The 26002-nt window shown below is 58.2% G+C and carries 21 protein-coding genes; 10 read left to right on the forward strand and 11 right to left on the reverse strand.

Features of this window, described 5'->3' with window-relative positions; genetic code table 11:
- Positions 1 to 56: 56 nt before the first annotated feature.
- Positions 57 to 1655: an IS66 family transposase gene (gene tnpC, locus AC07UK_RS04210; protein ID WP_058698262.1), complete on the forward strand. Its 1599-nt coding sequence runs from the start codon at positions 57 to 59 to the stop codon at positions 1653 to 1655.
- A 502-nt stretch (positions 1656 to 2157) separates the two neighbouring features.
- Here tnpC and AC07UK_RS04215 read toward each other — a convergent pair.
- Both AC07UK_RS04215 and AC07UK_RS04220 read right to left on the reverse strand, forming a co-directional pair.
- Positions 2158 to 2565: a DUF4345 domain-containing protein gene (locus tag AC07UK_RS04215; RefSeq protein WP_058698241.1), complete on the reverse strand. Its 408-nt coding sequence runs from the start codon at positions 2563 to 2565 to the stop codon at positions 2158 to 2160.
- A 10-nt stretch (positions 2566 to 2575) separates the two neighbouring features.
- Positions 2576 to 3640 (reverse strand): sterol desaturase family protein, encoded by a 1065-nt coding sequence (locus AC07UK_RS04220; RefSeq protein ID WP_327077466.1) that lies wholly within the window; start codon positions 3638 to 3640, stop codon positions 2576 to 2578.
- A gap of 16 nt (positions 3641 to 3656) precedes the next feature.
- Between AC07UK_RS04220 and AC07UK_RS04225 the strand changes: the two genes are divergently transcribed.
- Complete coding sequence (locus AC07UK_RS04225) at positions 3657 to 4655, forward strand: AraC family transcriptional regulator (protein ID WP_116318641.1); 999 nt, start codon at positions 3657 to 3659, stop codon at positions 4653 to 4655.
- Positions 4656 to 4885: 230 nt separating this feature from the next.
- Here the strand turns inward: AC07UK_RS04225 and AC07UK_RS04230 are convergent, their stop codons facing one another.
- The 3 genes from AC07UK_RS04230 to AC07UK_RS04240 all read right to left on the reverse strand — a co-directional run bounded on the left by AC07UK_RS04230 (position 4886) and on the right by AC07UK_RS04240 (position 8546).
- The gene (locus AC07UK_RS04230; RefSeq protein WP_052495067.1) at positions 4886 to 5224 is read right to left on the reverse strand and encodes an EthD domain-containing protein; all 339 of its coding nucleotides are present in this window, start codon (positions 5222 to 5224) and stop codon (positions 4886 to 4888) included.
- 327 nt (positions 5225 to 5551) lie between these two features.
- Positions 5552 to 7159, reverse strand: coding sequence for a GMC family oxidoreductase (locus tag AC07UK_RS04235; protein ID WP_058698260.1), 1608 nt, complete (start codon positions 7157 to 7159; stop codon positions 5552 to 5554).
- A 10-nt stretch (positions 7160 to 7169) separates the two neighbouring features.
- Positions 7170 to 8546, reverse strand: a complete 1377-nt coding sequence (locus AC07UK_RS04240; protein ID WP_070940839.1) for an MFS transporter — start codon at positions 8544 to 8546, stop codon at positions 7170 to 7172.
- A gap of 1035 nt (positions 8547 to 9581) precedes the next feature.
- Here AC07UK_RS04240 and AC07UK_RS04245 point away from each other — a divergent pair.
- The 5 genes from AC07UK_RS04245 (at position 9582) to AC07UK_RS04265 (ending at position 14778) form a co-directional block, all read left to right on the forward strand.
- Positions 9582 to 10871 (forward strand): cytochrome P450, encoded by a 1290-nt coding sequence (locus AC07UK_RS04245; RefSeq protein ID WP_196765234.1) that lies wholly within the window; start codon positions 9582 to 9584, stop codon positions 10869 to 10871.
- A gap of 23 nt (positions 10872 to 10894) precedes the next feature.
- Positions 10895 to 11092: a ferredoxin gene (locus tag AC07UK_RS04250; RefSeq protein ID WP_043355325.1), complete on the forward strand. Its 198-nt coding sequence runs from the start codon at positions 10895 to 10897 to the stop codon at positions 11090 to 11092.
- Positions 11092 to 12288 (forward strand): NAD(P)/FAD-dependent oxidoreductase, encoded by a 1197-nt coding sequence (locus AC07UK_RS04255; protein ID WP_058698238.1) that lies wholly within the window; start codon positions 11092 to 11094, stop codon positions 12286 to 12288. The genes AC07UK_RS04250 and AC07UK_RS04255 overlap by 1 nt, the downstream gene beginning before the upstream one ends.
- A 31-nt stretch (positions 12289 to 12319) precedes the next feature.
- Positions 12320 to 13288 carry a Bug family tripartite tricarboxylate transporter substrate binding protein gene (locus AC07UK_RS04260; RefSeq protein WP_043355327.1) on the forward strand — a complete coding sequence of 323 codons (969 nt, stop codon included), beginning with the start codon at positions 12320 to 12322 and terminating at the stop codon, positions 13286 to 13288.
- A gap of 62 nt (positions 13289 to 13350) precedes the next feature.
- The gene (locus AC07UK_RS04265; RefSeq protein WP_058698237.1) at positions 13351 to 14778 is read left to right on the forward strand and encodes an NAD-dependent succinate-semialdehyde dehydrogenase; all 1428 of its coding nucleotides are present in this window, start codon (positions 13351 to 13353) and stop codon (positions 14776 to 14778) included.
- A 257-nt stretch (positions 14779 to 15035) separates the two neighbouring features.
- Here AC07UK_RS04265 and AC07UK_RS04270 read toward each other — a convergent pair whose 3' ends face one another.
- The 6 genes from AC07UK_RS04270 to AC07UK_RS04295 all read right to left on the reverse strand — a co-directional run bounded on the left by AC07UK_RS04270 (position 15036) and on the right by AC07UK_RS04295 (position 21511).
- Complete coding sequence (locus tag AC07UK_RS04270; protein WP_081050314.1) at positions 15036 to 15482, reverse strand: MarR family winged helix-turn-helix transcriptional regulator; 447 nt, start codon at positions 15480 to 15482, stop codon at positions 15036 to 15038.
- 306 nt (positions 15483 to 15788) lie between these two features.
- The gene (locus AC07UK_RS04275; protein WP_058698235.1) at positions 15789 to 16313 is read right to left on the reverse strand and encodes a gamma carbonic anhydrase family protein; all 525 of its coding nucleotides are present in this window, start codon (positions 16311 to 16313) and stop codon (positions 15789 to 15791) included.
- Between the two features lie 127 nt (positions 16314 to 16440).
- Positions 16441 to 17700 carry a glycolate oxidase subunit GlcF gene (gene glcF, locus AC07UK_RS04280; protein ID WP_043358198.1) on the reverse strand — a complete coding sequence of 420 codons (1260 nt, stop codon included), beginning with the start codon at positions 17698 to 17700 and terminating at the stop codon, positions 16441 to 16443.
- Between the two features lie 10 nt (positions 17701 to 17710).
- Positions 17711 to 18784 carry a glycolate oxidase subunit GlcE gene (gene glcE / locus AC07UK_RS04285; RefSeq protein WP_058698234.1) on the reverse strand — a complete coding sequence of 358 codons (1074 nt, stop codon included), beginning with the start codon at positions 18782 to 18784 and terminating at the stop codon, positions 17711 to 17713.
- A 1-nt stretch (position 18785) separates the two neighbouring features.
- Positions 18786 to 20297, reverse strand: a complete 1512-nt coding sequence (locus tag AC07UK_RS04290; RefSeq protein WP_043355338.1) for an FAD-linked oxidase C-terminal domain-containing protein — start codon at positions 20295 to 20297, stop codon at positions 18786 to 18788.
- A gap of 332 nt (positions 20298 to 20629) precedes the next feature.
- Positions 20630 to 21511: a LysR substrate-binding domain-containing protein gene (locus AC07UK_RS04295; RefSeq protein WP_058698233.1), complete on the reverse strand. Its 882-nt coding sequence runs from the start codon at positions 21509 to 21511 to the stop codon at positions 20630 to 20632.
- A 472-nt stretch (positions 21512 to 21983) separates the two neighbouring features.
- Between AC07UK_RS04295 and AC07UK_RS04300 the strand changes: the two genes are divergently transcribed.
- Genes AC07UK_RS04300 through AC07UK_RS04310 form a run of 3 tightly spaced genes read left to right on the forward strand, consistent with a single transcriptional unit; the run spans position 21984 to position 25891 of the window.
- Positions 21984 to 23588 (forward strand): FAD-binding oxidoreductase, encoded by a 1605-nt coding sequence (locus AC07UK_RS04300; RefSeq protein ID WP_043355342.1) that lies wholly within the window; start codon positions 21984 to 21986, stop codon positions 23586 to 23588.
- 34 nt (positions 23589 to 23622) lie between these two features.
- On the forward strand, positions 23623 to 24846 hold the full coding sequence (locus tag AC07UK_RS04305) for a CaiB/BaiF CoA transferase family protein (RefSeq protein WP_058698232.1): 1224 nt from the start codon (positions 23623 to 23625) through the stop codon (positions 24844 to 24846).
- Between the two features lie 58 nt (positions 24847 to 24904).
- Positions 24905 to 25891: a Bug family tripartite tricarboxylate transporter substrate binding protein gene (locus AC07UK_RS04310; RefSeq protein WP_043355346.1), complete on the forward strand. Its 987-nt coding sequence runs from the start codon at positions 24905 to 24907 to the stop codon at positions 25889 to 25891.
- The last annotated feature ends 111 nt before the right edge of the window (positions 25892 to 26002 follow it).

The following is a 26002-nucleotide window of genomic DNA, read 5'->3' on the forward strand; positions in this document are numbered from 1 at the left end:
CGTTGACAGCATAAATCCGGATGGTGGTAGTGCCCGGTGGCTGGCACGATGGCTCCATGCTGAACCTGCGCCAACTACAAGATCAAGGCCTTCAGGACCTCGCGCCCGAGGACGTGCTGGCATTGGCGCAGCAGATGCTCGCACACATTCAGCAGCAGGAACGCGAGATCAAGCTCAAGGACGTCAAGATCGAGAAGATCACCTTCGAGCTGGCGCGACTCAAGGCCTGGAAGTTCGGGGCCAAGACCGAGGCGATGAGCGCTGAGCAGCGCCGGCTGTTCGAGGAGTCCCTGGCCGAGGACGAGGCCAGTCTGCAAGCGCAGTTACAGCAGGCCAAGGGCGAGCCCTCTGTTGAAGACAACACCAGGTCCACGCGCAAGCCCCGTCGCCAGCCACTGCCGGCCCACCTGCGCCGAGTCGAGCATCACCACGAACCCGAGGATACTCACTGCCCAACACCGGGCTGTGGACGGACCATGGTACGCGTGGGTGAGGACGTCAGCGAGAAGCTGGATATCGTGCCGGCGGAGTTCTTCGTGCACCGCCACATCTATGGCAAGTGGGCCTGCCGCTGCTGCCAACGCCTGGTGCAGGAACCCGTCGAACCCCAGATCATCGACGGTGGGCTGCCTGCAGCCGGGCTGGTGGCGCACACGCTGATCAGCCGCTTCGTCGACCATCGGCCTTACTACCGGCAGGAGACGATCAACGCCCGTTCGGGCGTACACACGCCGCGCTCAACACTGGCTGCCTGGTCCGGGCGTGCTGGTGCGGCGCTTGAACCGCTCTATGAAGCGCACAAGCGCTTCGTACTTGCAGCAAGGGGGCTGCACGCCGACGAGACGCCGGTGGCATTGCTCGACCCGGGAGCCGGCAAGACCAAGCGAGCGTACGTCTGGGCCTACTCGCGCGGCGCCTTCGATCCACTGCCTGGCGTGATCTACGACTTCTGTATTGGCCGAGGCGCGCAGTACCCGATTGCCTTCCTGGGAGGTGCTAGCGAAGACCGCAACGAGCGATGTTGGCAAGGTACCTTGGTGCGCGACGAATACGCTGCCTATGACAGCGTGTTGCAAGCCAGCCCCGGTCGCGTAGCGGCGGGATGTCTTGCTCATGCCCGACGTCGGTACGACGAACTGCTGCGGAACCAGGGCAACAGCACGGTCGCCCCAGAGGCGCTGCGTCGCATCGCGCAGATCTACCGTCTTGAGCGCGAGCTCGCCACGCTGAGCAGCGAGCAACGTCAGGCCAGGAGGCACAGCGACGCCAAGCCGCTGTGGGAGCAACTGCATGCCTGGCTGCAACTGGAGCGGTCACGTGTGCCTGAGGGCAGCATCACAGCCAAGGCGCTCGACTACAGCCTCAAGAACTGGCCGACGCTGACGCACCACCTCCTCGATGGAGAGGTCAGTGTGGACAACAACAGCCTAGAAAATCTGATCCGCCCCTGGGCCCTAGGAAGGCGCTCGTGGTTGTTCGCTGGCAGCGAACTGGCCGGTCAGCGCGCCGCGGTCGTGATGAGCCTGGTGCAATCAGCCAGGCTGCAAGGGCACGATCCATGGGCCTACATCACCGATGTGCTGACCCGCCTGCCCACCCATCTGAACAGCCGCATCGACGAGCTGCTTCCCCACAACTGGCGTCCCGCACGCTGAGCGCGTCTGCTCAATCACGCGACAAGTGCGGATCTGACCCAATAGGACTGGGGTCATAGAGTCGCTTTTACAGCAGGTACTCCAGCGCCCGGATGCCGGCGCCCGCTTGTCATTGCGATTCGTCTCGATTTGCCTCGACCAGCCCACGCGTGTAAGGACCGCCGGGCAGCCGTCAAAAAAGCGCTGTGCAGACACGGCATCGAAAGACTCCAGAAGAGACCGAACACTACGGTCCTGGACGCGACCTCCGTAGTCTCTACTGGGGCCAGGCCCCAACACCTTGACTGCTCTCGGGAGAGCTAGCGTTCTCTTCGCTGCGTCGGACCCGTCGCGATGAAAGGATGCTTAGAAAGCGGTGAAGCCCGTCAATGCGGATATCTCGCGCGTTGTCCGCAAGACCGGTATCAGGACAGGTGGAGGTTGATCGGTGCGAGTTTAACTTGATAGGACTGGGTGAACGATGACCTCATGTCCACGCGTCGCGGGCGCTCAAAGTGAGCGCTCATCTCATGGAAGAGCGCGCATCATGTTTGTTGAGGAAGCACAACAGCGCTAGGCCGGTCAATGCCGCTGCTGCTTCGATTCCAAGCAACATTCGAACGAGATCATTTGGCCAACCGTCAGCGGAAATGCTGACCAGCCGCCCGAGCACCAGGCCGCTGGTGAACACGACGTTGATCCACATCGCGGGCTTTCGCCACGCCTTCGAGAGTAGACCCAGGGCCAGCAACAGACTGATACCGAGATGCATGCCACCGTAGTTGGCACGGATCTCATTGAAGGCATTCACCGAATGGGGTTGCATATCGAGGCCCGCCATTGCCGTAACGGGGTCGTGAAACGTATGCAAGCCAATTAGCAGGAAAGCCAGTGCCGAAACGGCCAGGTATATTTGAGAGAGGCGATGCATGAGTTGGCTCTCAGGTAGCGGATGTTGACGGAGTGGGTGTCGACTCACTGCCGGTCGGCTCGTTCCTGTCCACCGTCCATGTGTGGATGGGTTCATGACCACGGCGCACCCATTCCGGCGGCCGCCACAGGTGTTGCAGTCGCTGCCACACGGGCCCCGGTGACATCACGTCACGCCACATGTCGACAAACTCGTGGAGATTCAGCACCAGGATATTGTAGGACTTAATCTGTTGGGTGATGCCGTATTGCACCGTCTCCCGTTCTTCTTCGAAAGTGCCAAACATGCGATCGAAAATGATCAACATGCCACCGTAGTTCTTGTCGATATATTGGTCGTTTCGGCCATGATGGGCACGGTGATGGGACGGTGTATTGAAGATGTACTCAATCCAGCCAGGAAGGCGGCGGATCAGTTCGGTATGAATGAAATACTGATAGGACAGATTCACGGCCAGGATGAGTGCGACTGCGGCCGGCGGCACACCGAGGAGCACGGGAGGAAGGAAAAAGATGAAACTCCCAGCGACCACATTGAGCATCGATTGTCGTGCCGCCGTAGTGAAGTTCATGCTCTCGCCGGTATGATGAACGACGTGCGCCGCCCAAAACCAGCGGATTCGATGGCTGGCGCGATGAAACCAGTAGTAGCAGAACTCGACCGACAGAATGATTGGGAGAATGGTCCAACCGTCCACCGGGATATCAAACAAACGTTTTGAATATACCCACGCATAGATGGATCCTGTCACAAGAGCCACTCCCAGGGGCTCCATGATCTGGTAAGTGGTGCCCAATGCGATGTTCGCCCACACCTCCTTCCAGTTCAGTGTCGATTCGGCTCTACGCCTTCGATTGATCAGGGTCTCGAGACTGAATGCAATGATGAAGAGAGGAACCATGCTGAGCATGAACGCCTGCTTCCAATCCACGGACTTCCCAAATATGGAATGCAGCCAGTTCATCATATCGGACGGCAATTTAGACTCCTGTTCGCTTGGCTTGCCGACAGTTTGATCAAACTGGTGACCCTCCGCATTGACAGTCCTCGACACTTTCTTGACACTTCGCGACATTGTTCATTGTCATCCCATGTCCGCGCCCACCGCTTACTACGCCAGCACCTACGTGAACCTGCTTTTCGACTACTTGCAGGACCAAGGGCTGGATGCCGTGCATGTGCTGGGGGAATCCAGCCCTAATTGCCAGGAAGTGCGACTCTACGCGCTCGATCACTGGCGGCGTTTGCTTGAGCGTGCCGCCGAGGTTTGCAATGATCCGCTCCTCGGATTGCACGTTGGCCAGCGCATTGCGCCTGCGCATCTCGGCGTGCTTGGATACGCACTTGGGGCTTGCCCTGACGTCGGGGCTGTCTTGCAACGCTGGCAACAGTACGACCGTGTGGTTGCAAACGTAACGCCGGCGGAGCTAAGAACCGAAGGTAAGTCCGTCGTGATGACGTGGCCCCGTTCGACGGAACCAACGGGGCCGCTCGTTGACGAAACGGCCTTGGCTGCGATGACCCGTTTCACGCGAGCCATGACAGATGGTGATGTGAGGCTGGAGGAGGTGTGCTTTGTTAACGCAACACCTCAAGACACCACCCCTTATCTTGCATACTTCGGCTGCCCGGTGAAGTTCGACCAACCGGAGACGAGTCTGCGCTTCCCCGCCGACCTTTTGCAGGCGCCTCTGCGTCAACCTGATGAAGCGCTACTGCGAATCATGGAGCTTCAGGTACAGGCTGTGTTGGGTGCCATGCCGAAGATGGATGACATGGAACATGCCATCAGGCAAGCGGTAGCCGGGCTCGCGCGTCAAGGCGAAGTGAGCCTTGAAACAGTGGCTTCCTCCATGCACATGACCCCCCGCACGTTGCAGCGGCGACTCGACAAACTGGGTCTGAAATTTCGCGAGCTACGTGACGACACGAGACGCCGGATTGCAGAGAATTACCTAAAAGATCCACGGCTTTCGCTCGCTGAGGTGGCCTGGATACTTGGGTACTCGGAGCACAGTGCATTTACTCGCGCATTCCGGAGATGGACATCGCAGAGCCCGCAAGCCTGGCGCCGCGAAATGGATGCGTGATCCGCTACGGGCAACAACGCAGTCGCCCATGTGATTGCAGCGCTGAAGGTTTTAGGCTGGCCTCCTGGGCCCAAGTCCCAAGCTCTCGCACCGGGTTGCATGGCCTTCCATCGCCGCTACGGCGGAGTAAGCGACCCGCCCTGGCCCGTCGCCTCACGTGGCGGAGAAGCTGTTGAGCTTCTACCCGACTCATCTTTGAGACGACGGGAAAGCAGGTACTTCCATGCCGTCTACTTACTGCGAATCACCTCGGTGATTGGCTCGAAATAGCAACCATATTTGACATCGCCTACCGTGTCACTCATTTGCATCTCCGCTGTGTTGACGCGAGCCTGGATCCCATCTGTGACGACCTGCGGGTCAGCGGCTTCGCAGTTATAGAGTGCCAGGTACTGCCACGGATGAGGCCCCGCTTTTCGCTGCTGCTCCGTGCGACTGAAGCGCTGTGCACTCACCACGCCCGGTACACGCAACACGTCTGGAAGGTGCTGCTCGGTATACCAGCGATTGAACTCTTCTTCACGCCCCGGAACCGCGTTCGTGAGTACCAAATAGGTGAACTTGACCATTCTTATCTCCTTAAGGTTATTGAAGTACAGGGAATGTCCAGCGGCCGATGCCCTGTGACGCGCCCGTGATGGGTATGTGTTGACTGGCGAGTCCCTTGTTCACGTGGTCCTCTTTGCTGGAACCCGCGCTTTGGCATTCCGGCGGTTTCGGCGCTTGAGAGAAAGGGTGTGGCCCAACGCTTCCATCAAACGACGCAAGCCCGTAGACGTTCCCGTTCGATGCTGGGAAATCTATGCTGCAACCTTTCGTCCCCGTGTAAGGGGACAACCGGGAAGAAGGCGACGGAGCAAGCTCCAATCGCCAGTGAACAGAGTTCTCCGAAAACTTCAACGAGCGGATGTGCGTGAATTTCGTATCAAGTCTGCGGCCTTCTCTGCCATGGCCATAATGGGAAGGTTCGTGTTCCCACTGATGATCGTGGGCATCACAGATCCATCAATTACTCTCAAATTCTCAACCCCGCGAACTTTCAACTCCTCATCAACAACAGCGTTGTCGTCGACTCCCATGCGACACGTGCCAACCGGGTGATAGATGGTTTCCGCATGCGAGCGTATCCATGCCTTACGGGCTGCACCGGTGGAGAAAGCATCGATGTCGAGCCTTCGTTTGATGTACTTCCGGAGCGCCGGCTGGTCGACAATCTCGCACGTGCGTTCCACGCCGCGCACCAAACTCTCCAGGTCAGACTCGTCTGAGAGGAAGCGAGGGTCGATTCGGGGAGAAGCGGACGGATCTGAGGAACGCAGTCGCAGCACGCCTCTACTTTTTGGACGCAGCTGGCATACGCGGACTGCAAATCCGTGGGGAACTTTTTCGTTCGGCGGTGGATTACGCATCGCAATGATCAGATGGGCCTGCCACTCAGGCAGATCCGGATTTCCGCCGGAGCTGTAGAATGCTCCTGCCTCAACGCCTTGAGAGGAAGCCGGCCCGCCTCCTGAAAGAAGATAGCGAGCTCCTGCCATTCCGCCTCTTACCAGGCCGATATAGGGCGTAAGCGTATTGGGCTGCGACGCTTCTAAGCGAATCGCGCAATCAAGATGGTCCTGAAGGTTCTCACCGACGCCTTGCAGATCGACCACGGGAGCGATACCAATCGACTGCAGATGTTTGGCCGGTCCGATCCCCGACAGCATCAGGAGTTGCGGTGAGGCAATGGCTCCTGCTGTCAGAATCACTTCCCGGTCCGCGCGAAGCTCCACCTCCTCCCATCCATCCTCAATCACTACGCCTTGCGCTCGCTTTCCAGCAAGGAGAATCCTGCGGACTTTACAGTTCGCCATTAATGTCAGATTGGATCGGTTACCTGCTCGATCCAGGTAACGATAAGCGCCGGATCGCTTTCCCTCGGCAATCGTAAGCTCGTAGAATCCTGCGCCTACCTGCGACGCGCCATTGAATCCGTTGTTCTCGGGCATACCGGCAGATACTGCGCTCTCTATGAACGAAGTCGATATGGCGTTTTGCTGCGTGCCGTATGACAGGCGAATCGGACCCGCGTACCCGCGATCGTCATTCCTCGCCTTCGTTACCAGTGATGCATCCTCAATCTTTCGAAAATAAGGACGAAGGGATTCATAGTCCCAGCCCGACAGGCCCTGAGATGCCCAGTTGTCGTAATCGGATCGGTTCCCCCGGATAGCAATCATGGAATTGATCGAGGATGAACCGCCCACCACCTTGCCCCGGGGTATATAAATATTCCGATTGTCCAGCTGTGTCTGGGGCTCCGTCCAATAGCGCCAGTTGAATTTTTGACTCTTATAGAGAACCCGGATCCCTGCCGGCATCTGAACAAAGATGGATGACGCGGGAGCGCCCGCCTCTATCAGCAGTACCTTGACGCTGGGATCTTCACTCAGCCGAGAAGCGAGAACACACCCTGCCGAGCCGGCGCCGATAACAATGTAGTCGTATGTAGCGGTTTTCATAATCAGGAGATCACTCAACGCGAGCCGATGCCTTGAGCGCCATGCGCACGCGGCGAATGTGCTCGTCCGACTGTCCGAGCTCGTCAATCGGTACTCGTGACGTTTCAGGAGACGCCAAGATGGCAAAAATAGACAACACCGCGCCTCCCATCATGAAATAGGCGGGTGATGAAGGGTTTCCGGTCAGCTTCGTCAGAGAAGCGCTGATTAAAGGAGCGGTGCCGCCAAATAGCACCATGGCCATGTTGTAGCCTATCGACATGGCGCTGTAGCGTGTGCGTGTCGGAAACAGCTCCGTCATCATGCAGAACGGCGCGCTGCCATACATCCCTATCAGTACACCGACGCTAGCCATCGTGGCAATTACCACCTCTGGTGTCGAGCCCACGACGATCCGGAACAAAGGAAGCGCAACGACGAGGTATGCCAATGCCGCCGTAAAGGCGACGGGTCGTCGACCCACGCGGTCGGATAGCGCTGCAGCGAATGGGATCACAATCACTGAACCCAGAAAGGCCAGGCCGGACGCCGCTAGAGCTTGCCCGCTACTCAACCGACCAGTTGACACGAGATATGACGGGAGATACGCCAGGATCAAGTAGTAAGGGATGCCGTGTGAGATCGCTACGCCAAGACATTTGACAATGCTTCGCCAGTCGTCACGAAGGGCCTCCCGCAATGGTGCTTGTGCCGCGCCCTCGCGTTCCAAGTGCAACCGGAATGCCGGTGTTTCCTCGATGCGCAGCCGCAGCCAGAACGCACCCAACCCAATCGGGCCAGCGATCAGGAAGGGCAATCGCCAGGCCCATGCCTCAACTGCCGTCTGACCAAAAATGCTGGTGATCGCCAGAACAAGACCGGATCCGCTCAACGCACCAATTCCAGCCGACATACCAAAGAACCCGATCACAACGCCACGCCGGCGTGTCGGGGCGTACTCGGCAAGGAATGCGAGTGCTCCACCTGCTTCGCCTCCCGCGGAAAATCCCTGAATCATGCGTAGGGCTACCAGCAGCAAAGGAGCGGCGATGCCAATCGCCTCGTATCCCGGTAGGACACCGACCAACACCGTCGAAACGCTGATCAAACCAACGACAATCGCGAGCGTATCGCGCCGTCCAAGCCGGTCTCCCAGCGATCCAAAAAACAGAGCGCCGAGTGGTCGGGTAACGAATGCGACGGAGAATGCCGCGAAAGCCGCTATCAGGCTAACGATCGGGTCGCTGCTTGGGAAGAACACCTTCGCCAGGGTGGCGGATAGATAGCCATACAACGAGTAGTCAAACCACTCCAGCATGTTTCCCACGGCGGCACCGGAGATCGGCTTGAGAACATCCCGGACCCGCTGGGGGGTGGGGGTCGAACCTCTTCGGGGATGATGTTGCATTGATTTTGTCTCCACTTCTATAAGCAATGTTTGAAAAACCGAAGCGCGCTTACTCTTATTTGTCGTAAATATTAGGTAGCCTACCTATTACAATCAAATAGGCGTTTACCCTCCCATCAACGAAGTCAGGTGGCTGATTTTGAGCCGCAAATGGCACTTTTACACTTTATCTTGACAGACCATCGTGGCGACCTATGCTCCATGTAATCGATTGCATCGTGGAATGGGCTATGCGCCGATGCGAACGAGTGTTGAAAGACCTGCTTTTTTCTTGCGGTGGCCCCCCTAACTAAAGTCGATCACCCCGGAGGTAGCTATGTCACTGATGGCAGCGGTACGCGAGGCGTTCAATCAATGGGAGCGCTTTCGATTCATGTCGATGTTCGAGTACCTCAGTGCCGAGTTAGGGGAGAGCTGGAGCCTATTTATTTGATTTGTAGGCTGCCAAAGCGAGGTCGCTTCGGCTTTCTCGCTTGCCTTCTTGCACCGGCTTCACTGTCCCCCCGCGCCTCTTTAACAACGCGTCGTGAGGCTGCCCCCTTGGTCAGCGAGTGGTGGCGATCGCACACTTCTAACCCCACGTCCATGCGGGTGTTTTTTCACGCCTATGCATAGGTAAGAACCGAAGCCCTGCGATCCCGACCTCACGGAAGGTCCCGGCGTCAAAGGTGGCCTCCAGCAGGTCCCAAGCGGGCCTCCGGCCGCGCCTCACTCGGTACCGACCTCTGTCGTCAGCCAGCCCGGCCGGACCGCATATCTACCCTGGGACGAGCTATAACAACCAGAAGGCAAACAGTCCTCGCGCATACCCAGTGGGTCACCGGCGGCATATCTTGACCACTGAAATCGGCGGTCGCCCGCCTTCAGGCCAACTGGGCTCCCCCAGTCTAGCCACGCCCTCCTCTCCCACCCCTGGTCCCGCTCGAGATTTGTGACGCGAGGTCAATCCTCTGCACCGATTAGGGTAAACCCCTTTTGCACATAGTAGGTAGGCTACCTAATATGTACTCACAATTTCCCATCGGAGACATATTCATGACCGCCCCCCAAACCCCCACGCAGTCGACTGGCTGCCCGTTTCACGCGGCCTCACCTGCGCAGTCCACGTGTCCGATGCACGCTGGCGGGGACAGCGGCATCCCCGACTTTCCGCCCGAACGGGTCGATCCTTTGTCGCCGCCGCCGGTGTACTTCCAGATGCAGCAAGGAAGCGGCTTGGGGCAAGCTAGGCTCTGGGACGGAAAGATCGCCTGGCTGATTACGCGCTATGACGACGTCCGCTCGGTCCTGTCTGACCCTCGCTTTAGTTCTGACATTACGAATCCCGGCTATCCCACTGTCAGTGCTGCAATGAAAGTTGCCCGGGGTAGTAACCGGACCTTCATCACCATGGATGCACCCAAGCATGCAGAGCATCGGCGCATGCTGACAGGTGAATTCTCGATCCGCAAAATCGAGGCCCTTCGCCCGCGGATTCAGGCGATCGTAGACAAGCTGCTGGACGACTTCGCAACAAAGCCTCAACCCTCCGACCTGGTTAGCGCCTTTACGTTGGCTACGCCGGCATTGGCGATCTCAGAGTTGCTTGGCGTTCCGTACGAAGACCATGACTTCTTTCAGGAACTGGCGATGGTCCTGACGTCGAGTAGTGCGACGCTTGAGGAGGCCATCGCCGCAAATCATGAGTTGTGCGAGGTGTACCTGAAGGGCCTGGTGGCGAAGAGATCGGAGAACCCCGGGGAAGATATCCTCAGCCGCCTCATCGTCAATCACGTACGAAAGGGCGATATCACCGAAACGGACGTTGTTTCCCTTGCAAGGCTCTTGCTGATTGCCGGCCACGAGACCACGGCGAATACGACCGCAATGGGAGTGCTTTTCCTCCTGCAACGACCGGATATCTGGAATGAGCTTCGACAAGACACAAGCCTCGTTCCAAATGCGGTGGAAGAAATTCTGCGCTATCTGGATGTCACACATTCAGGAAAGCGTCGTGTCGCGACCGAGGACATTGTCGTGAACGGACAAATGATCCAGGCGGGCGACCCCGTTGTAGTGCTGAGTGTCTCGGCCAATCGCGACAGCTCGAAATTTGAAGATCCGAATGTGTTCGACCTTCGCCGAGATTCAAGGACGCAGGTCTCGTTCGGATACGGCCCGCATCAGTGCATCGGTCAACCCCTCGCACGGCTCGAAATGCAGATCATGTTCACCGCCTTGCTGGAGCGGTTTCCGAACCTCGAGCTTGCTGTTCCCGTGGAAAGCCTTGAGTTCAAGGGCGATTCACTCATGTATGGCGTCAAGGAACTCCCTGTTCGCTGGTAATCCCGACTTAAATGAGAAGCATCATGAAAATCACAATCTACCCCGAAAAGTGCTGCGGTTCTGGTCAATGTGTCGTCAACGCGCCGGATCTGTTCGACCAAAAGGACAATGGCATCGTCATTCTCTTGAACGCAGAGCCGTCGGCTGACCAATTCGAATCAGCACGCCTGGCGGCTGGCATCTGCCCAGCGCTCGCCATCGAGATTCACGAGGATCAGTGATGAACTCCCCCGAGCACATCGTCGTTGCCGGCGCCTCGGCCGCCGGCATCACGGCAGCACGAGCGCTGCGCGCACAGGGCTGGGGAGGGCGGCTCACGCTGATTGGAAAGGAAGGCGGCATGCCCTATGACCGCCCTCCTCTTTCAAAGCGGCTGATGGCAGGAGAATGTCCGGTAGAGGCGCTCAACCTTGTGTCCGAAGACGGCATGAAGGCGCTGAACCTGCACTACCTGGACGGGACATCGGCCACCGGCCTCGATACGGACGCCAGTTCACTGCAACTCAGCAACGGCTCCACACTTCAATATGATCGCTTGCTGATCGCCACGGGCGCGGACGCTCGAGTGATTCCCAACCTCAGCCAGGCGGCGAACTGCTACAGCCTGCGCAACTTAAACGACGCGCTGGCGATTCGGGAACATCTGACTGCCGGAAAGCGGGTACTAGTAGTCGGCGCGGGCTTCATCGGCACAGAGTTAGCGGCGATTGCAAAGACCAGCGGCTGTGAGGTGACCGTCATCGACAAGTCGAAAGTTCCTCTCGGGGCGCGAGTCGGGGATATCGTTGGGAAGCGGATCGAAAAACTCCATGAAGCCAACGGCGTGGTTTTCCACAACGACTGCGAACTCAGGGAGGTGAAATGGCGTGACCGCACCATTACCGAAGTCCGCTTGGACACTGGGGTTGTGATTGCTTGCGACGTAATTGTTGTGGCTATCGGCGCAGTTCCCAGCGTGCAGTGGTGCAGCGGATTAAACATCCGCAGCGGCGTAGTCTGCAATGAATACTGTGAAGCAGCCCCGAACGTATATGCCGCCGGCGATGCTGCAGAGTGGTTTCACAAAGGCTACGGCGAGCACATGCGTATTGAACACCGGACGAATGCAAGCGAACAGGCGATGGCCGCGGCAAAGAACATGCTCGGCTCTCGCGTTGAATACGCTCCGCTGCCGTTCTTCTGGTCGGATCAGTACCAGGTCCAAATCCACAGCTACGGACGCATCGGCCCTCAATACACCGTTGAAGTTGTCGAAGGGGATCAACTGAAAGACGACTCCTGCATCTTTCGCTACTACCAGGGAGACGTTTTGATGGGCGTTCTTAGTTGGAACGCCAGTAGAAAAGCGCGTGAGCACATCAAGCCGTTGAAGGAGGAGTGGACGAAGAGCCACGCTCCAGCTGCGGTAGCAGGTTAAGGCTGTATTTCATAATAAAAGAGGAGACAACATGACAAAACCCGCTTCGGCTATCCGCAGAGCAGTCCTACTCTGCTCCCTGGCCCTGCCCTCCATCCTGTACGCCCAGCAATCTGGCCCGTTGCCGGTCCGGCTCTTTGTTGGCTACGGACCGGGCGGTGGCACCGACGTAGTTGCACGCGCAGTTGGCGAAGAGCTGGCAAAAATCTGGAATCGGCCCGTAATCGTCGAAAATCGGCCAGGCGCAAACGGGGCGATCGCCAGCAAGGCTGTCGCGCGAGCTGAACCGGACGGTTCGATCCTTCTGGTCATGCCCCCGTCCACGTTGATCATCGACGCAAACTTGCGCCCCACTGTTGCTGTCGATCCCACCAAGGAACTCACCCTTGTGAGCGGGCTAGCCGCAACCCCACTCGTTGTGGTGACCCCGGCTTCCGCGCCATACAACAACCTCGCTGACCTCATTAAGGCAGCTCGTGCGGCCAACGGGAAGTTCACGTACGGATGGGCCAACTTGGGCATGCGTGTCGGTATGGAGGAGTTCGCGCAAAAGACCGGGGTAAAGATGACCCCAGTCGGCTACAAGAGTGCTGGGCAAAGTGTCCCCGCTATCGTTTCAGGCGAGATCGATATGCTCATGATCGATATGGCACCGATCGCGCAACTCGTTAAGGCTGGAAAAGTGAAGGCCTTTGCCGTGTCGACGCCAGAACGCTCGCCTATGCTGCCAAACGTCCCTACATTCAAGGAAGCGGGGATTGACGTCCAGCTTACGGGAACCATCGCCCTGTATGCGCCTGCCAAGATGCCCCAGAACGCAATCAAAAAAATGCAGAGCGATGTCGCTACGATTTTGAAGAACGGCGAGCTTCGCACGCGGATGCAAGGCACTGGAATGGAAGTCATTACGCAGTCCCCGGAGGATTTCGAGGGCTACCTTAAGCAGCGCAAGAAGAGCATTGATGCAGTAATTAAGGTCGGTGATTTTAAGCTCGAATAGATCGACCTCCGTCACAAGCACAGAATTTCGTAGCTAACCTCTTAGTCATTGGAGTACACGCTGTGTATCCAGAATTATCCCTTTACATCAATGGCGAATTTCTCGGCATTGAAGGCCGGCGACACCAGGACGTAGTCAACCCTGCGACGGAGGAGGTCGTTGGGCGACTGCCGCTCGCCACCCGCGAGGACCTCGACACCGCCGTCGAGGCGGCTCATCGAGCTTTCCTGACGTGGCGCGACTCATCGCCTTTGGAACGCAGTGCAATCTTGCGTAAAGTTGCGGAGCTCGCCCGTCAAAGGGCGCCGGAAATCGGCCGCAACATGACCATTGACCAGGGGAAGCCTCTGCACGAAGCCGTGGGCGAAGTAACGGTTTGTGCAGAGCATGCGGACTGGCATGCAGAAGAGGCTCGGCGGATCTACGGCCGCGTGATCCCCAGCCGCAACCCTAACGTCCGCCAGCTCGTGCTACGTCAGCCGGTCGGAGTCTGCGCAGCCTTCACCCCTTGGAATTTTCCCTTCAATCAGGCGATCCGGAAAATCTCTGCCGCGCTTGGCGCAGGCTGTACGATCATTCTGAAGGGACCAGAAGAGACGCCGAGTGCCGTGCTGGCGATCGCTCAACTGTTCCATGATGCGGGCCTTCCTCCTGGTTGCTTAAACATTGTATTTGGCGTCCCGGCGGAGGTGTCAGCACACCTCATTGCATCTCCGCTGGTCCAGAAGATCTCCTTTACGGGGTCCACTGCTGTTGGCAAACAACTAGCAGCTCTCGCAGGATTCCATATGAAGCGAATCACTATGGAGCTTGGTGGTCACTCCCCTGCAATCGTCTTCGACGATGCGGATGTCGATACCGCCGCCGAGATGCTTGCAAACTACAAGCTGCGAAACGCTGGTCAGGTATGCGTCTCGCCCTCCCGCTTCTTCGTCCAGCGCGGGGCTTACGATAGGTTCCTCAGGCGTTTTACGGACGTCATTGGCGCAGTGCGGGTCGGCAACGGTATAGACAGCTCGACACAGATGGGACCGCTCGCAAACCAACGCCGTGTTGCTGCAATGGAAGGGTTGATTGCCGACTCCAAAGCGCGCGGCGGAAAGGTTGTCGTGGGAGGGACCAGGTGCAGCGACACAGGACATTTCTTCGCGCCCAGCGTCGTTATAGACATTTCAGACGACTCCATGCTCATGACTTGCGAGCCATTCGGCCCTGTCGCCCCGGTTGTAGCATTCGACGATCTGGATGAGGTGCTGGCACGGGCGAACAAACTGACTTACGGCCTGTCGTCTTACGTGTTTACCGAGTCAGCGAAGACAGCGCATGCTGTCTCTACCCGCCTTGAGGCCGGCATGGTCAACATCAACCACTTTGGAAGCGCTCTCGCCGAAACACCGTTTGGAGGCATTAAAGATAGCGGTATCGGGAGTGAGGGTGGGACCGAGACGTTCGACGGCTATCTCGTCACGAAATTTGTAACTCAAGTGTAGATCGGGGGCCGCAAAGGGCGATACGTCGCCCTTTCCCCCGAAGCTACGTTCCCAGTCAGGTTTTGGCGCCTAAGTGAGTGTTAGGCGCCTTTTTTATTAGCGTATAGGTCGCGGCAGTGCGGCCCATATTGGGCGATGCGGTTGCTCTCGGCGACTCTGACAACTCCCTGCATGGCTCCGCAGTTGCAGCGCAAGCGCGGCCGGCTAGCGATAAGCCTTCTCGAATCGTGTCGTCTTCCAGGAAGATTTCGTTGGTATTACTCGTGGTCCAGCCACGGTTCTCTTTTGAACATCTTATCGATGATGGGGAACATCGCGATCACCGTCTGCAACTCCTCGGGCGTCAATCCCTCCATGCGCTTGCCCAGTGCCGCCGTCCGCTGTGCGGCCAATTTGCCGGCCACAGCCCGGCCTTCATCAGTAATCTGAATCATGTTGTTGTACGAGCCGACGGGTGCGGAGCGCGCGATTAACTCGGCGTCGACCATCCGCCCGACAATCTGCGTCATCGTAGGCAATCTGACGCCTTCATTCCTGGCCAGATCGCTAACTCGCATCGGCCCTCTTACGAGCAATGCACTAAGAACAGCGCTCTGCGCGGGGGGCACGTGCGCCGCTCTCATTTCCCGCCGCAGCGCTACAACGATCCGCATCAAGCGGGGTCTAAGTTCGTCCGCAAGCATTTCAACCGTAGGTTCTGTCATGTCTACAAAAAGGGGGCAATCACTGAGCAGATGATATAACGATTCAGTGAAGAATGATCGCGCGAAGTACCTGGAGGCACCGAGTCGATATGGTCCGACTGGTGAGGGTAGCGACCACGCAGACAGCGGCGGCGCGTGAAGGGGTTCTGTGCCTGTGGCCGGGTAGCAACTCAAGGCCGGGCCTTGTCGCGTTCGTTCGCGATGGCCGGAGCACCAATCTTGATGGAGAGGGATGACGAGACGAGGCGCTGGCTGGCGCTCTCGTCTCAAGGCGTCGACGCTTGATCCGCCGACGCGCGGAGCTTGCTAACTCAGCTTGACCAGGTCCTTCTTGTACGTCTTCGCCTTGTTAATGTAGTCGTCAGCGTTCTTCTCGATCGCAGCTTTGACTTCCTCCGTTAGTTCACGTACCTGCTTTGCAGGTGTGCCCATGACCAAGCTTCCTGCCGGGAAGTTCTTGCGCTCGCCGATCAAGGATCCGGCCCCCACGAGGCATTGTTGTCCGAGTTCGGATCCATTCAGGATCACAGCCTGAATGCCGACCAGACTACGTGCTCCGACCTTGCAACCGTGAAGCATCGCCTGGTGTCCAATGGAGACCATCTCGCCTACCTCGACGGGAAAGCCAGGATCGGTGTGCAACACAGCCCCCTCCTGGACGTTCACGCCTCGCCTAATCGTGATCTTTTCATTGTCGCCGCGGATCACAGCGCCGGGCCAGATGGACACGTCTTCGGCGATTTCCACGTCGCCGATGATTACCGCATGCTCGGATACATACGAGCTCGGATGAATTGTCGGTTCTTTCTCTCCAATTCGATAGATCGCCACAAAATGCTCCTCTTATCTTGATGTGACTAACTTTTCGCCGACCGCGTTACTTGCAGGAGGCGAAACACTACTGCATGGGCCGCTCTCGCAGCCCGTGCCGACTTCGACGCCGTTTCTTGCCCTGCCGCTAGATAAATACTTGTTCCTCTGGTTGGACTGCCGGCTCGATTGCATCATCCAGTACCTCGATCCAGTGCTTTACTGGCGTGGGCGTTCCACTTTGCAAATGCTGGATGCAACCGATGTTCGCGGACACGATGCAGTCAGGTTGCTTCTCGCTCAGATGCTCGATCTTGCGGTCTCTGAGCTGGAGTGAAATTTCGGGCTGCAGAACGGAGTAGGTGCCGGCTGAGCCGCAACAAAGGTGACTCTCCACGCTGGCACGATGAACGGAAAAGCCCAACTGTCCCAGATGCTCCTCCACCACTCCCCGCAGCTTCTGGCCGTGTTGCAGCGTGCACGGCGGATGGAACGCCAAGGCCGGCTTGTCGCACGCTTTGACTTTGCCGCGCAGTCTTGGCAGAAGTTCAGGAAGCAATTCGCTCAGGTCGCGGGTCAACTCGCTAACCCGAGCTGCCTTCTCGGCGTACTCCGCGTCATGCTTTAGCAAGTCGGCGTAGTCCTTCACGGTCGCGCCGCAGCCGGACGCGTTCATGACAATTGCCTCGACTTCACCGCTGGAAATCGCCGGCCACCAGGCGTCGATGTTTCTGCGCATATCATCGAGGCCGCCCTTGTGATCTCCGGTGTGCAGCCGGATCGCGCCACAGCAACCGGCTCGAGGAACACTTACAACCTGAAAGTCGGCTGCATCGAGTACCCGCGCGGTCGCAGAATTGATGTTCGGCATCATCGCCGGCTGCACACAACCTTCGAGCATGAGCACTTTCCTGGCGTGGCGGCGCGTTGGGCGCTGACCCGCAGGTCTGCTCGGCGTAAGCTTGTTGGCGAGCTTGGAAGGAAGTAGCGGCCGAACCATTCGGCCAATCTTCATGGCCGGCAAGAACAATGGCGAAGTTAGCCCCTCACGCAGCAGCCAACGCACCGCGCGGTCTTTTGGCGGACGAGGAATTCGCTCATCGACTAGCTTCCGCCCAATGTGAACTAGCTTGCCGTACTCGACACCGCTGGGACAGGTGCTTTCACAGTTCCGGCACGTCAAGCAGCGGTCTAGATTCTGTTGGGTGCTTGCTGTGACCTCTTCCCCCTCAAGCAACTGCTTCATCAAGTAGATGCGTCCCCGGGGTCCGTTACGTTCATCGCCCAGAAGCAGGTAAGTCGGACACGTTGCCGTACAAAAGCCGCAATGCACGCACTTGCGCAGAATCTCTTCGGCCTCCGCCCCTTCTGGAGTGTTGGCAAACTCATGACTTAGTTTTGTCTGCATATGGAGCCCCTTACAGGCCGGGGTAGAGCCGACCAACATTGAAGATGCCATCGGGATCAAACGCTTGCTTGAGATTGCGATGAATCTCGAAGAGCGCATCGCTCGGTGGCGTGAACACGCCGCTCCTATGATGCGGATCCCTGAACAGCGTGGCGTGACCACCAAGCGATGACGCCATTTCCCGAACGTCCTCGATGGGATCGTCGGTGTATAGCCATCTCAATGCACCACCCCATTCAATAAGCTGATTCGCGGCCAAGAAGGGTTGGGAGACTGCCGGAACGGAAACACGCCAGAGAGGCGCGTCGCTCTGTGAAAAGAAGTCGTGGCGGTGGTCGCGGACGGCATCCCACCAGGACAACGCTTCGTCTGGTTCCAGCTCAGTCCCGCCCAAACGCTTTCTGGCTTCCGTGACAGCAGAGGCTGCACCACTCAGTCGGAGGAACAGCTTTCCGTCGTGCCAGGCACTCGCATTGACTGGCAATGCTTGCCGAGTCAGCCCGTTTAAGAGAGACAACGCCCCTGCTTCGTCGCGTTCGATGACCAGGGTGATCCTCGATGAATGAATGGGCAGAACCTTCAGCGAGACCTCACAGATAACACCGAGTATTCCCATTGAGCCGGCCAGGAGACGCGAAACGTCATAACCGGCAACGTTCTTCATCACTTGCCCGCCGAATGTCAGAAGCTCGCCTTTGCCGTTAATCATGGTCGCGCCGAGAACGAAGTCCCGAATGGACCCTACCCCGACGCGTGCTGGCCCGCTCAGACCTGCCGCGACCGCTCCTCCGACAGTACTTCCTTTAGCAAAGCGTGGCGGCTCAAAGGCAAGGTACTGATTGTGCTCGGCCAGCACGGCCTCAAGTTCTTCTAGCGGTGTGCCTGCACGAGCGGTGACAACCAGCTCAGACGGTTCATAGCTGCAAATTCCGCTGAGGCGCCGGACATCACACGGTTCACCCGACGGCTCTTCACCGTAGAAGCATTTCGTACCGCCGCCAACGATGTTGAGAGAGGTCTTCGTTTTTCTTGCATGCAGGACTGTCTCAATCAGATGAGACACTTCCGTGGGGATCGTCGTCATTCTAGAACCTCGGGATTTCTGGATGCGGCAGCATCCCACGCCGAACAGTCATGCGACCATATTCGGCACATCGATGCAGCGTCGGAATTACCTTCCCAGGATTCAAGAGCGATTGCGGATCGAATGCACGTTTCAGCGCAAACATTTGTTCTCGCTCTGCGCCTGAGAACTGAACGCACATTGAGTTCAGCTTCTCCACGCCCACACCGTGCTCTCCGGTCACCGTCCCGCCAAGCGTGACGCTTGTTTCCAGAATCTCTGCGCCGAATTGCTCCGCCTGGTGCAGTTCTTCGGGATTGTTGGCGTCGAAAAGGATCAGCGGATGTAGATTCCCGTCGCCGGCGTGGAACACGTTCACGCAGCGAAGCCCATAGCGCACCTCCATCTCGCTGATTGCTCGAAGGATCGCAGCGAGACTCTTGCGAGGAATCGTGGAATCCATGCACAGGTAATCCGGGCTCATGCGCCCCGTCGCGGGAAATGCATTCTTTCGCCCGCTCCAGAAACGAAGACGCTGCGCCTCGTCCTGACTTGCTTCAAGACGAGTGGCCCCGCTGGCGGTGAGGACGGCATTCATCTTCACAATCTCGTCCTCGACCTCCAACGCCGTCCCATCACTCTCGCACAATAGGATTGCGGCCGCGTCCAGGTCATAGCCAGCATGCACGAAGTCCTCTACGGCGGCGGTCATCGGCTTGTCCATCAGTTCCAGGCCGGCTGGGATGATGCCGGCCGCGATGACGTTGGCTACGGCGTCACCAGCGGCTTCGACGGTGTCGAAGCTTGCAACGATGCATCGCGCAAGTTCTGGCTTAGGAATTAACTTGACGGTGACTTCCAATGTCACTGCGAGCATCCCTTCACTGCCTACAACGACGCCGAGCAAATCGAGCCCAGGGACATCAAGGGCTTCCGATCCAAACTCTATCGCCTCGCCCTGAATGGTGTATCCCCGTACTTTCATTACGTTCTGCAACGTGAGTCCGTACTTGAGGCAATGGACGCCTCCGGAATTCTCGGCCACGTTTCCACCGATCGTGCAGGCAATCTGGCTGGACGGATCGGGGGCGTAGTACAGCCCATACGTAGCGGCTGCCTCACTGATTGCGGCGTTGCGTACACCGCATTGGACCACTGCGGTACAACTCACAGGATCTACCCTGACGATCCGGTTAAAACGAGCGAGCGAAAGGAGCACGCCCATCTCATGTGGGAGCGCACCGCCTGACAATCCCGTGCCTGCGCCCCGAGCCACGACGGGCGCACCGAGCGTCTTGCACGTTCGCAGAATGGCAACAACCTGCTCTTCTGTTTCGGGAAGCACCACGACGAGCGGCTGCGCCCGATAGGCCGTAAGGCCATCGCATTCAAATGGCTGGGTGTCCTCGCGCTGCGACAGGATAAGGTCCCTAGGCAGCACGCCTTCTAGCGCGGAAACCACTTCCGCACGCCGGGCTTCCCTCCGCTCAGCGTCAGTAGGATGTGCCAACCAGCCGTCACGCGTCGCATTCATGACTTTGCCCTCCTGGTGCGATGAAGCTGCGTCGTGCTGTGCCGGTCTATTGGATAATCAGTGCGGAGCGACGGCGCGACCGTAGCGAGCCGGCGAACCGCGCAATCAGCCTGGACGGATGCTGCAGCTCCAAGGCGGAGCGTTGCTTCCGGGCGCTGAGGCTCAAACGTTGAGCGATGAATGCGATGCATTGTGTGGGGAGGTTCTAATACACTTCTGTCAAAGGCGTCGACGAGACGCCATGACTTGACTGTAGACAATCACGCGATATAGCAGGTTGAGAGTTATTTGCGGTTGAGTTGCAGAAAACTTGATTGCCGTGTTTGGGCCGCTCAACTTAGCGAGTCGGTGAGCCACTCCATAAAGGCGGCGCACTCCCATCTCTCCAGGGCCCCAGGTTCCCAGCATAAGTAGTGCGCCATCTGTGAAGGCACGGATCGATCCGATATGCGGATGAGTCGCCCCCCCTCTAGCCATGACTGCGCCATACGGGTCCTCACTAGTGCCACGCCGAACCCGCACGCGGCTGCGTCATAGAGAAGCCCTAGATCGTTGAATTGAGCGCCCACATGCGGCTCCGTTCTCGTCAATCCACATGCGGAGAACCATGTCGTCCAAGGCTCAAGCGGGCTACGTATCAGACGCGCCTGGTCGATTTCACCCGCCATTTCGAAGCCTTCGAAGGGGCCGAACTCGTTGAGATAGGTAGGGCTGCAAGCCGGCGCCACCTCCTCCGAGAGAACGACGCGATGATCGACGTCCGCATATCCGCCCGCGCCGTACCGGATTTCCAAATCGGATGGCTCGGCTGTGACGTCCAGGAATGGGATGGAGACCTGCAAGATAAGGTCGATGTCCGGATACTTGTTGCGGAACAGTTCCAGTTTGGGCATCAGGAACTGCCTGGAGAAAGTTGGGGTCACCGCGACCCGCAGTCGCGTGGAAGAGGCTTTTCCATTTTTGACCGGCATCTGCTGTAGCGCAGCGAGGCCGCTTCGGACATTCGCCAGGTACGCTGCACCATGTGCAGAAAGCGTGAAGTCACTCCGCCCGAAGAGTTCAACACCGAGGTGAGATTCAAGCTGGCGGATTCGATGACTCACGGCGCTGGTTGTTACACACAACTCGTCGGCGGCACGTGTGGCGCTCCGAAGCCTTGCAACCGTCTCGAAGGTGACAAGACATTGAATGGGCGGGATGTGTTGCAGGGCCATATCTTCTCTCCGTTTGGTGGGCTACCCAGGGCGGATATGCCGCATGTCATCGCTTGAGGCCTAGGGAGCGGCCACACTTCTTGCTGCTCTGTCGCTCGAGCACCATGCCAACGCTGCAACGAGCAAGCGCCCCCAGATTGCTTGCTCAGGATCGACTCACTGGGTCCTCAGGCAAGGACGTACCTGACGCCCTGCAAGGGAAGACCACCAAGTAAGTCGCTCTCCAACCCACAGTGACCTCGCCGCGGGAAGGTCTCTTAGCGATCCGACCTCTTCGTCGACTCCTGCTCCAACCCATGGCCGCGACTGCGTTAACTGCTTGACATTATGCCGCACCAATCTAAACTTATGTAATCGATTGCACGCAGTGCTGTTTTCGCCTCATCACCGTACTGGCATTGGTTATTTACAGTCTCTGACGCAGGTTACCGTAACGTATGTAATCGATTACCACATCACACAGGAGGCAACAATGCAGGAACGTCGTCGTAAGTTTTACGGGTGGGGCTATGAGGGTGACACCGTCACGCCGGACGAAATCCGGGAGTTCGAGGCAGCGTGGACACGCTTGCTGGGTGTCGAGCACTTCGAAGCGACACCTTTTCCGACGCCCGAAGAAATTTCGCTGCGCAAACCTCGCGTACAGCTGCCCGCGTCGCTTCGCGAAATCTGCACAAGCGATCATTACGACCGCCTGTATCACACCTACGGCGCGGGCACCATGGATGTTGCGCGCGCAATGCGCCGGGAATTTTCCAACCCGCCGGACGTCATCGCCTACCCGCGCACTGAGCAGGACATCGTGGACCTGTTCGACTGGTGCGGGCGCCAGAACGTTGCTGCAGTTCCGTACGGCGGCGGCACCAGCGTCGTGGCCGGCGTGAATCCGCCCGAGCACGATCGTTACCGTGGCGTGGTGTCCATCGACATGAAGCACTTCAACAAAGTGCTGGAGGTAGACCAAACATCGCAGGCCGCGCGCATTCAAGCGGGCGTCCTTGGCCCGGAGCTGGAACGACAGCTCAAGCCCACCGGCCTGACCATGCGATTCTTCCTGCAAGCGTGGGAGTTCTCGTCACTGGGGGGTTGGATCGCAACGCGAGCAGCAGGCCACTTTGCGACCGCGTTCACTCAGATCGACGACCACGTCGAGAGCATGCGAGTGGTAACGCCCCAGGGTGCCATTGAATCCCGACGTTTCCCGGTATCGGGTTCGGGACCCAATCCGGATCGACTTTTCCTCGGCTCCGAAGGCGCACTGGGCATCATTACCGAGGCGTGGGTCAAGCTTCACCGCCGGCCGGTCTTCCGCAAGCAGGTGACCGTACGTTTCCGTGACTATGCGCGCGCTGTCGAGGCCACACGGGTACTGTCTCAATCTGGACTGAACCCTGCCAATGCCCGCCTTGTGGAACGCGAAGAAGCCTTGTACACGGGTTCGAGCGACGGCAGCTATGACATTCTCGTGCTGGGATTCGAGTCCGCCGACCACCCGGTCGAGGCACGCCTGAAGCGAGCACTGGAAATTTGCGCGGAGTGCGGCGGCGAATGGGACGATGATCCGGTCAGCGGAAACCAAGGTGGTGCGGACGCTGCGACATCGAGCTGGCGAAACAAGTTCCTGCGCGGCCCATACCTGCGCGAGTACGCCATTGCTCGCGGCGTCATGCGCGAGACCATGGAAACCGCGTGCACGTGGGACAAGTTCGCCGCTCTTCACGCGCACGTCAAGGCAGAAACGCATCGGGCCATTCGCGAAGTTACCGGCCGCCCGGGTTCGGTGACTTGCCGCTTTACCCACCTCTACCCTGATGGCCCTGCGCCATATTTCACGTGGTTTGCCTATGGCGATAAGGCTCGATTGCCCGAGCAGTTCCAAGCGATCAAACGCATTGGAGAGCAAGCCATGGTGGACGCAGGCGGTACGGTGACCCACCACCATGCGCTTGGTCGGGACCATCGCCCTTGGTACGACAAGGAACGGCCGGAGCTGTTCTGCACCGCGCTAAAGGCCGCCAAGCAGGCCTTTGATCCGCACCAGGTCTTGAACCCTGGCGTGCTGTTCGACCCGAGCTAATTAGTTAGAAACTCAAAAAAGAGGAGTAGGAGATATGGCAGGCCCCCTTGCAGGTATCAAGGTCCTAGACTTGAGCCGGATCCTTGCTGGACCCTGGAGCACGCAACTATTGTCCGACCTGGGCGCTGACGTGATGAAGGTTGAGCGTCCCGGCACCGGCGATGACACGCGAGCTTGGGGCCCGCCTTTCCTTACTCGTGAGGATGGCACGACGACGGAAGAGTCGGCGTACTTCCTTTGCGCCAATCGCGGGAAGCGTTCGATCACTCTGGATGTCAGCAGCAAGGTCGGTCAGGATTTGCTGCACGAGCTAGTCAAAGATTGCGACGTCTTCGTTGAGAACTACAAGTTCGGCGATATGCAACGTTACGGGTTGGACTTCAAGACCCTGAGTGAGATCAATCCTCGGCTCGTCTACTGCTCCATCACCGGCTTCGGGCAGACGGGCCCATACCGCAAGCGGGCTGGATACGATTTCGTGGTGCAAGCCATGGGCGGGCTGATGAGCATCACAGGCGAGCGCGACGGCGTCCCCGGTGGCGGCCCGCAAAAATGCGGGGTGCCCATATCGGACTTGATGACTGGCATGTATGCAAGCGTTGCAATTGTCAGCGCGCTATTTGAGCGAGTCGGCAGTGGCCGCGGGCAGTACGTCGATATGAGCCTGCTGGATACGCAGGTGGCGTGGCTGGCAAACCAGGCCTCGAACTATTTGGTGGGCGGGAGCCACCCGCGTCGTTGGGGCAACGCGCACCCCAATCTCGCACCCTATCAGTCATTCCCTGCAAGCGATGGCTCTCTGATCGTAGCAGTCGGTAATGACCGGCAGTTCCGAGCCATGTGCGAAGCGCTGGGTTTAATCAATCTTCCGGATGATGACCGCTATCGACGCAATGCGGATCGTCTAAAGAACCGTGAAAGTCTTGTGGAGGTGCTCTCGGCTCGCTTTGAAGAAGAAGAGAGAGACACGTGGCTCAAACTGCTGGAATCGGTCGGCGTACCTTGTGGCCCGATCCAGAGCATTCCAGAAGCACTGGAGGATCCCCATATCCGGGCGCGTGAAATGGTTTTCTCTTTGCCCCACAGCAGCGGTGCAAGCGCGCCCCAGGTTGCGAACCCTATCAAGTTCTCTCGCAGCAGTATCGACTACCTTCGCGCGCCCCCAGCGCTGGGCGAACACACTGAAACCATCCTGAAAAATGAGCTCGGGAAGTCTGTGGAGCAAATTGAGGCAATGCGCCGCGATGGGACGATCTGACGTGTAATCCGCCCGACCACAGTGATCACCATAAAGATCACGTTCAAAGGAGACAGACATGCATCGATTGCTACGAATTGCGGGGGCATTAGCCGTTTGCGGAGTGACACTGACCATCGGTCTGGCCGCCGCCCACGCTAAGGAATGGCCGGTCCAGCCGATTCGGGTCGTTCTTCCCTATCCCCCTGGCGGCGCCTCAGACGTGACCGCCAGGCTCCTAAGCGCTAAGCTTAGCCAGGCATGGGGAGAGTCTGTTGTTGTGGAGAACCGGCCTGGCGCAAACGGCATCATCGCTAATGAAGCCGTTGCGAAGGCGCAGCCTGACGGCTACACCGTGCTGATGGCCAACCTTGGGCCGAATGCCATCAACCCGGCCGTATACGGGAGACTTCCTTATGACACGCTGAAAGACTTTACGCCAGTTGTCTTGGTGACAAAGGTGCCGCTCATTATCGTCACGGCAGCAAATTCGCCGGTGAAGGACCTGCGCCAACTGGTCTCATTAGCAAAGGCCAAGCCAGGACAGATTACCTTTGGATCTGCAGGCAACGGTTCGGGCAGCCATCTGGCCGGGGAACTCCTTAGTACCATGGCTGGCGTCAAGATGAACCACGTTCCCTATAAGGGAGACGCGCCTTCGCTCACAGACGTGCTCGGTCAGCAGATCAATGTTGCCCTTCCCACCGCGCTTGCTGGAATGCCACATGTCAAGAGTGGAAAACTCAGGGCTCTTGCGGTCACGAGCAAGACTCGATTGCCGGCACTGCCCGATGTGCCGACGGTAGATGAAGCGCTCGGGATAAGCGGATACGAAGCCGTTTCTTGGGGTGGATTTATGGTGCCGACCGGGACCTCACCAGCCATCGTTGCTAAGATGAACAGCCAGTTCAACAAAGCCCTTCAGGATCCGGAGGTCCGCGACAAGCTGATGGCTCAAGGCGCGCAGATCGCAGGCGGCACCCCGGAAGCATTCGATGCGTTTCTGCGCACCGAAGTTACGAAATGGAAGCGCGTGGCTGATTCAGCAAAGGTCCGGCTCGACTAGCCCTCACCGGGAATGCCGGTCCGTCGTCGGGATACCCCCCGACGACGGAAACTGCCTGTGGACTACCAAGGTCGTTACAATGACGGCAGTCGGCCGATATCCCAGGCTGAA

This window comes from Cupriavidus sp. GW821-FHT07C08 (assembly GCF_059419025.1).

What these genes read in the sequence shown, in the direction of transcription:
- tnpC (WP_058698262.1), top strand. Translation starts at nt 57, where the DNA reads ATGCTGAACCTGCGCCAACTACAAGATCAAGGCCTTCAGGACCTCGCG.
- AC07UK_RS04215 (WP_058698241.1), bottom strand. Translation starts at nt 2,565, where the DNA reads ATGCATCGCCTCTCTCAAATATACCTGGCCGTTTCGGCACTGGCTTTC.
- AC07UK_RS04220 (WP_327077466.1), bottom strand. Translation starts at nt 3,640, where the DNA reads ATGTCGCGAAGTGTCAAGAAAGTGTCGAGGACTGTCAATGCGGAGGGT.
- AC07UK_RS04225 (WP_116318641.1), top strand. Translation starts at nt 3,657, where the DNA reads ATGTCCGCGCCCACCGCTTACTACGCCAGCACCTACGTGAACCTGCTT.
- AC07UK_RS04230 (WP_052495067.1), bottom strand. Translation starts at nt 5,224, where the DNA reads ATGGTCAAGTTCACCTATTTGGTACTCACGAACGCGGTTCCGGGGCGT.
- AC07UK_RS04235 (WP_058698260.1), bottom strand. Translation starts at nt 7,159, where the DNA reads ATGAAAACCGCTACATACGACTACATTGTTATCGGCGCCGGCTCGGCA.
- AC07UK_RS04240 (WP_070940839.1), bottom strand. Translation starts at nt 8,546, where the DNA reads ATGCAACATCATCCCCGAAGAGGTTCGACCCCCACCCCCCAGCGGGTC.
- AC07UK_RS04245 (WP_196765234.1), top strand. Translation starts at nt 9,582, where the DNA reads ATGACCGCCCCCCAAACCCCCACGCAGTCGACTGGCTGCCCGTTTCAC.
- AC07UK_RS04250 (WP_043355325.1), top strand. Translation starts at nt 10,895, where the DNA reads ATGAAAATCACAATCTACCCCGAAAAGTGCTGCGGTTCTGGTCAATGT.
- AC07UK_RS04255 (WP_058698238.1), top strand. Translation starts at nt 11,092, where the DNA reads ATGAACTCCCCCGAGCACATCGTCGTTGCCGGCGCCTCGGCCGCCGGC.
- AC07UK_RS04260 (WP_043355327.1), top strand. Translation starts at nt 12,320, where the DNA reads ATGACAAAACCCGCTTCGGCTATCCGCAGAGCAGTCCTACTCTGCTCC.
- AC07UK_RS04270 (WP_081050314.1), bottom strand. Translation starts at nt 15,482, where the DNA reads ATGACAGAACCTACGGTTGAAATGCTTGCGGACGAACTTAGACCCCGC.
- glcF (WP_043358198.1), bottom strand. Translation starts at nt 17,700, where the DNA reads ATGCAGACAAAACTAAGTCATGAGTTTGCCAACACTCCAGAAGGGGCG.
- glcE (WP_058698234.1), bottom strand. Translation starts at nt 18,784, where the DNA reads ATGACGACGATCCCCACGGAAGTGTCTCATCTGATTGAGACAGTCCTG.
- AC07UK_RS04290 (WP_043355338.1), bottom strand. Translation starts at nt 20,297, where the DNA reads ATGAATGCGACGCGTGACGGCTGGTTGGCACATCCTACTGACGCTGAG.
- AC07UK_RS04295 (WP_058698233.1), bottom strand. Translation starts at nt 21,511, where the DNA reads ATGGCCCTGCAACACATCCCGCCCATTCAATGTCTTGTCACCTTCGAG.
- AC07UK_RS04300 (WP_043355342.1), top strand. Translation starts at nt 21,984, where the DNA reads ATGCAGGAACGTCGTCGTAAGTTTTACGGGTGGGGCTATGAGGGTGAC.
- AC07UK_RS04305 (WP_058698232.1), top strand. Translation starts at nt 23,623, where the DNA reads ATGGCAGGCCCCCTTGCAGGTATCAAGGTCCTAGACTTGAGCCGGATC.
- AC07UK_RS04310 (WP_043355346.1), top strand. Translation starts at nt 24,905, where the DNA reads ATGCATCGATTGCTACGAATTGCGGGGGCATTAGCCGTTTGCGGAGTG.